Source organism: Isoptericola sp. NPDC057191, assembly GCF_042670225.1.
Classification (GTDB): domain Bacteria; phylum Actinomycetota; class Actinomycetes; order Actinomycetales; family Cellulomonadaceae; genus Isoptericola.
The window spans coordinates 1-5,789 of the sequence record NZ_JBHUWC010000222.1 but is presented as its reverse complement, the minus strand read 5'-3'; the positions used below and the strand labels follow the sequence as shown (position 1 = coordinate 5,789).

4 protein-coding genes and 1 pseudogene are annotated in these 5,789 nt (G+C 73.2%); 1 reads left to right on the top strand and 4 read right to left on the bottom strand.

What is annotated here, in order from left to right; translation table 11 throughout:
* Window positions 1–43 precede the first annotated feature (43 nt).
* Window positions 44–1,651 carry a DUF6114 domain-containing protein gene (locus ACFT55_RS18615; RefSeq protein ID WP_380245333.1) on the bottom strand — a complete coding sequence of 536 codons (1,608 nt, stop codon included), beginning with the start codon at window positions 1,649–1,651 and terminating at the stop codon, window positions 44–46.
* 28 nt (window positions 1,652–1,679) lie between these two features.
* Window positions 1,680–2,270 (bottom strand): DUF6230 family protein, encoded by a 591-nt coding sequence (locus ACFT55_RS18610; RefSeq protein ID WP_380245332.1) that lies wholly within the window; start codon window positions 2,268–2,270, stop codon window positions 1,680–1,682.
* Between the two features lie 154 nt (window positions 2,271–2,424).
* Between ACFT55_RS18610 and ACFT55_RS18605 the strand changes: the two genes are divergently transcribed.
* The gene (locus tag ACFT55_RS18605) at window positions 2,425–3,042 is read left to right on the top strand and encodes a TetR/AcrR family transcriptional regulator (protein ID WP_380245331.1); all 618 of its coding nucleotides are present in this window, start codon (window positions 2,425–2,427) and stop codon (window positions 3,040–3,042) included.
* 104 nt (window positions 3,043–3,146) lie between these two features.
* Here the strand turns inward: ACFT55_RS18605 and ACFT55_RS18600 are convergent, their stop codons facing one another.
* Entirely contained in the window at window positions 3,147–4,934 is a 1,788-nt protein-coding gene (locus ACFT55_RS18600; RefSeq protein WP_380245330.1) for a trypsin-like peptidase domain-containing protein, read from the bottom strand.
* A gap of 96 nt (window positions 4,935–5,030) precedes the next feature.
* Window positions 5,031–5,789 (bottom strand): annotated as a pseudogene (locus ACFT55_RS18595) (2-succinyl-5-enolpyruvyl-6-hydroxy-3-cyclohexene-1-carboxylate synthase); the annotation flags it as partial.

The window sequence follows — 5,789 nt, the reverse complement described above, 5'->3', positions numbered from 1 at the left end:
AGGTAGTACGTCCCCCTCGGCGCCCTTCGTGCTACCTCGGCTGCTACTGCTCCCAGACCTGCTCTCGGAAGTCGGACCACACCTGGACGTCCGAGGTCGCGCCCATGAGCCCGATCCGCGCGTCCGTGAGGCCCAGCAGCATCTCCACCAGCGACGCACCGCCGACGAGCTGCTCCCCCAGGTCGGCGAGGTCCTCGCCGTCGGGGAGGTTCGCGTGGATGGACGAGATGTACATCTGCGCGTTGCCCTGCATCGACACGGAGTCGGCGTCCGTGACCGTGCCGCCCAGCGTGCCGTTGTTGTCGGCGTACGTCTTGAGCCAGAAGCCGGGCACCTTCACGGAGTCGACCGAGAGGCGCAGGGCGTCGCGCCGCGGTCCGTCGTTCGTCACCGGGACGTTCACGACGTCGATCCCGTTGATGCCGGTGAGCGGGAGCTGGAGGTCACGCGTCTCGAGGTCGGCGTCGAGGGAGAACACGTTCGCGTCCTCGCGCCTGCCGCAGTCCCCCGGCAGGGAGATGGTGAGGTCGTACTCGCCGCCGAACGTGATCCGCGCACACGGACCGAGCTCGAGGCGAGCCTCCTTCTCGACGGAATCCTGCGCCTCCGCCTCGGTGGGCTCGTCGTCGGACTTCTCGCCGTCGGACTTCTCGTCGGACGTCTTGTCGGACTTCTCGGCGTCGTCGGTCGTCCCGGCCTGGTCGTCCGCCGTCGCGCCTGCCGCGCCGTCCGACGGGTCGATCACCGTGGCCCCCGACCCGGAGCCGGTGCCGCCCGCGTCCCCCGACGCGGTGGCACCGGGCTCCGTGGCCGTGTCGCCCGCCCCGTCACCGGTCGCCGCGCCGTCGTCGGTCGTGCCGCCGTCGGTCGTGCCGCCCCCGGCGGTCCCGTCGTCGGTCGTCCCGGCGTCGGTGGCGGACGGCGAGGGGCTGGGCGTCGCCCCCGGGTCGTCGGCGGACCCGCACGCCCACTCGAGCCAGCCGAGCGGGTCCCAGCAGTCCGACGCGGTGCGTACCTGCGCGGGGGCGACGACGCCGGTCTCCACCGCCGTCGCCCCGGTGCTGCCGAGCGCGAGCACGACCACCGCGGCCGCGACCGACGCGTGCCGGCCGCCCCGCGCCGGCCGGTCCTCGAACGGCAGGAGCTCGGCGAGGGTGACCTCCTCGCCGTCCGACCGCGGGTCGGCCGGGCCCGCGGCGGGTTCGGCGGTGTGACCCGCCGAGCCCGCCGTCGAGCCCGCCGTCGTGCCGTCCTCGGTGGTGCGCGGCATCCACGACACCGCGAGGATGCCGCCGACGACGCCCAGGACCATGCCGATCCCGAAGCCGCCGAGGTTGACGCCGAGCAGGGAGTAGACCGCGATCGCCAGCGTGATGACCCCGTAGAACACCCGGAACTGGGGCTGGACCATCACCAGCACGCCGAGGAGCACCAGGGCCACCGGGAGCAGCGTGGACTGCATGCCCTCGATGCCGAGCTGGATCTCCATGTTGTCGAGCTGGAGCCGGCCCGAGAACCACAGGACCAGCCCTGCCAGGATCGTGACGGCGCCGCCCCAGAAGGGCCGGGCCACCCGCCATGCGGCGAACCGCTGACGGCGGGTGGCCGGCCCCTCGGGGGACGCCTCGACCGAGGTGCTCTCGTCGCTCACGCGGACTCCTCCCTGACTCCGGGGCGACTCAGAAGCACTCGGTGCCGTCGGAGATCTTCAGGTGCAGGTCCGTGAGCTTGAACACCGCGGCCGACGTGCTCGTCGAGACCTGCTTCAGGTCCTTGATGTTGATCCCGTCGGAGTCCATCGCGAAGTCGCCCTCGGACCCGTGCTCCTTGGTGTTGACGGTCGACGCGTCCACACCGATGCGGATCGTGTTGAACGTCGCGGTGCCGCGCAGGTCGCTCATGCCGATCTGCAGGTCGGTCGCCTCGACCGGCGCGTCCTTGTCGGTGCCCGCGGTGATGAGCAGGCCCAGCGGCATCTTGGGGATCTTCACCGACTGGCAGAGGTTGTACAGCTTCGCGTCCTTGATGTTCGCGATCGCGACCGGCTGCACCTTGCCCTGGGCGTCCTTGGTGGAGCCCGCGTACTGGGAGAAGCCGGTCCCCTTGAGGGTGTCCGCCGAGATCTTGAACTGCTGGCCGGAGACGGTCATCGACACGGGCACGGCGCCCTGGGCGACCCCGCCCATGAGAACACCGAGGACCGCGACCGTCGGGACCGCGGCGAGCATCGCACGGCCTCGACGCGTGCGCGTCAGTGCGCTGAGCTTCATTTTCCCTCCACAGACGACTTGGCGACCCCTGTGTCGCCGACGAGTCGCGACGGTACGCCCCTTACTGAGGCGCCGTCAATAGACCCGCAGCAGCGCGCCCCGGCCGCGGTGCGCGGCCCGTCTGCGACCTCGCGGGCGGACATATGCTCTGGTCATGGCAGCCGCGCGACGCACCCGGATGAGCCCCGACGAACGTCGGCAGCAGCTCGTCGCGCTGGGCGTCGCGGCCCTCGCCGACCGCCCGCTGGAGGCCGTCACCGTCGAGGACCTCGCGGCGCAGGCCGGCGTCTCCCCCGGCCTCGTGCACTACTACTTCGGCAACCGGCAGGGGCTGCACTCCGCCATCGTCCGCACCGCGCGCGACGCCATGCTGCACGCGACCCGGCCCCGCCCCGAGCTGCCGCCCCGCGAGCGCCTGCGCGACACCCTCGACCGGTTCGTCGAGTTCGTGCACGACCACGATGCGACCTTCTACTCCTTGGTGCGCGGCGCGGCGTCGGGGGACGAGGAGGTGCGCACCACCGTGCAGCACGCCCGCGACGTCCTCGCCGGTCACCTGCGTGACGCCTTCCAGGAGATCGGCGTCGAGTCCGGTCCGCTCCTCGACGTCGCGCTGAACGCCTGGATCTCGTTCGCCGAGCAGGCCCTCGTGGAGGCCGCGACCGATCCCCGCATCCCCGCGTCGGAGCTGGCCGACTTCCTGGAGCGCAGCGCGCTCGGCGTCCTCGCGGCCCTGCGCCCGACGACGGCGCCCACCGGCACCGCCGGCTGACCACCCCGCCGACCCGCCCGGCCGACCCCAGGGACGGCAAAGCCCCGCGGGCCGCGACGGGGAGGGGGAGGTGGTCGCGGGCCCGCGGGGCTGTCTGACTCCGGTCAGCTGCCGTTCCCGCCCTGGAGCAGGTCGCGCAGCCAGTCCGGAAGATTGTTCGGGTTGGTCGAGTCGGAGCCGTCGCCGCTCTGGCCACCCTGGTCCTGGTTGTCCTGACCGTTCTGGCCCTGACCGTCCTGGCCCTGGCCGTTCTGGCCGTCCTGGCCGTTCTGGTTCCCGCTGCCCTGGCCGGCGGACGACGACTCGTCGCGGACCGCCAGCGTGACGTCGACGGTCTGCGTCTTGCCGTCCCGGACGTACGTCAGCGTCACCTTCTGGTCGGCCGCCTTCTCCCGCACGTACGCGGTGAGGGACTCGGCACCGTTGACGGCGTCGTCGTCGATCGCGACGATCACGTCGCCGGACTGCAGGCCGGCGTCGGCGGCAGGCGAGCCGGACGACACGTCGATGACCTTGGCGCCGCGACGCGTGACGTCGTCGGCCGTGACCGTGGTGTCCTGCATGGTGACGCCCAGGAAGGCGTGCTGCGCCGTGCCGTCCTTGATCAGCTGGTCGGCGATGTTCTTCGCGAGGTCCACGGGGATGGCGAACCCGAGGCCGATCGAGCCGGACTGGCTGCTGCCGCTCATCCCGCCGGAGAGCGTCGCGATCGACGACGTGATGCCGATGACCTGGCCCTGCGCGTTGAACAGCGGGCCGCCCGAGTTGCCCGGGTTGATCGCGGCGTCGATCTGGATGGCGTTCGTGACGACCTGCGTGCTGCCGTCCTCGCCCGTCGCGGACACGGGCCGGTCGAGCGCCGAGACGATGCCCGTCGTGGCGGTGTTCGCCAGGCCGAGCGGGTTGCCCACGGCGAGGACCGCGTCGCCCACCGTGACGTCGTCGGCGGTGCCGAAGGACGCCGGCTTCAGGTCGTCCGGCGGGTTCTTCAGCTGGACGACGGCGAGGTCGGTGGTCGGGTCGGTGCCGACGATGGTCGCCTCGTACAGGCGGCCGTCGGACAGGGTGACCTGCACCGTGTCGTCCTGCGCGCCGGACACGACGTGGTTGTTGGTGAGGATGTGGCCCTTGTCGTCGTAGACCACGCCGGAGCCCTCGGCGCCGCCCGCCTGGCTCTGCACCTGGATCGCCACGACGGACGGTGCGACGGCCGTCGTGACGGCCTCCCAGTTCGGGTTGCTCGACGTCGAGCTCTTCACCGGCGCCTCGTCGGTCGACTGGTTCTGCGACGAGCCGACGCTGGCCAGGGACGACGGGTCGCCCTCGTCGAACGCACCGGTCGCGGCGGCCGTGCCCAGGCTCGCCAGGATCGCGGCGGCGACGGCGGCGGTCGTGACCGGCACCCACACGGGGCGCTGGCGCTGCGTGGTTGTGGCCGTGTCGCGGCTGCCCTGCGGTCCCTGCGGACCGTGCTGACCCTGCGGGCTCTGCGCCGTCGCGTAGGGGTTGCCGGGCACGCCCTGCTGGCCGTACGGCTGGCCGGGCTGGTGCCCCTGCTGGCCGTGCTGGGCCTGCTGGCCGTACGGCTGCTGCGGCGCGCCGTGCTGCTGGTACGGCTGCTGCTGCCCGTAGTACGGCGAACCGGGTGCCATCTGGCCGTAGCGCGGCTGGGGCGCGGTCGGCTGCGGCGGCGCCGGCTGCTGCGCCGGGGACGTCGGGAGCTGCTGGGTCGGCTGCACGGAGAGGTGCTGGGTGTCCTGCGAGGCCGGCTGCGAGGCGGCCTGCTCCGCGGCGCCCGGCTGCTGGCCCGGCTGCTCGGCGGGCGGGGTCGCGCGGCGGTTCGGCTCTTCGGCGTCCGACGGCTGCGGTGCGCCCGGGTTGTCGGTGCTCATGGTGCCCTCCTCGATGTGTGCCCCTAGGACACCATCCGATCCTGGTGCGGTGCTTGGCTCAACCTGAGAAGATCCTGCGAATCATGTCGTCGCAGGTCAGAGCGTCGAACGGACGGCGTCAGCGACCTGCGCGGCCAGGCGGCGCGACTCCTCGAGCCGGTCGGCGCGCGGCACGCGCACCTCGATGACCTGCACACCCCGGGTCGGTGCGCGCAGCGCGTGCCGCAGCGACCCGACGTCGAGCACCAGCTGGTGGTCCACGCCGTACCCCGCGCACAGCTGCGCCAGGTTGGCGCCGTGCGGGGTGCCGAACACCCGCTCGAACGTGGCCGACCCGGCCGCGGACGACGCGGCGAGCGCGCCGTGCTCCAGGGTGGCGAAGATCGACCCGCCGTCGTCGTTGACCACGACGATCTCGAGGTCGACGGGCGGCTCGTGCGGGCCGCGCAGCAGCCCGCCGGCGTCGTGCAGGAAGGTGAGGTCGCCGACGAGCGCGCGCGTGCGACGGCCCTGCCGGGCGGCGGCCAGCGCCACCCCGGTCGCGGTCGAGACGGTCCCGTCGATCCCGGCGAGCCCGCGGTTGGCGAGCACGTCGGGCAGGTCGCCCGCCTGCGGGTGGTCGAGGCCGAGCACCAGGTCGAGGTCGCGGACGGGGTTGGAGGAGCCCACGACCAGCAGGTCGTCCGGACCGAGGACGGAGGCCACGGCCCGCGCGACGGCGAGGGCCGCCTGCGGGGCCGCGTGCAGCCCGTCCGCGACGGCCTCGTCGGCGGTCGCCGCGGCCACGACGGCGGCCGCCGCGCGCCCCGCCGCCTGCCAGCGGGCGAGGAATCCGTCGCCCGGGCGACCGTCGGC

Coding starts and splice junctions, on each gene's coding strand:
- ACFT55_RS18605 (WP_380245331.1), top strand. CDS start 2,425: ATGGCAGCCGCGCGACGCACCCGGATGAGCCCCGACGAACGTCGGCAG.
- ACFT55_RS18600 (WP_380245330.1), bottom strand. CDS start 4,934: ATGAGCACCGACAACCCGGGCGCACCGCAGCCGTCGGACGCCGAAGAG.
- ACFT55_RS18610 (WP_380245332.1), bottom strand. CDS start 2,270: ATGAAGCTCAGCGCACTGACGCGCACGCGTCGAGGCCGTGCGATGCTC.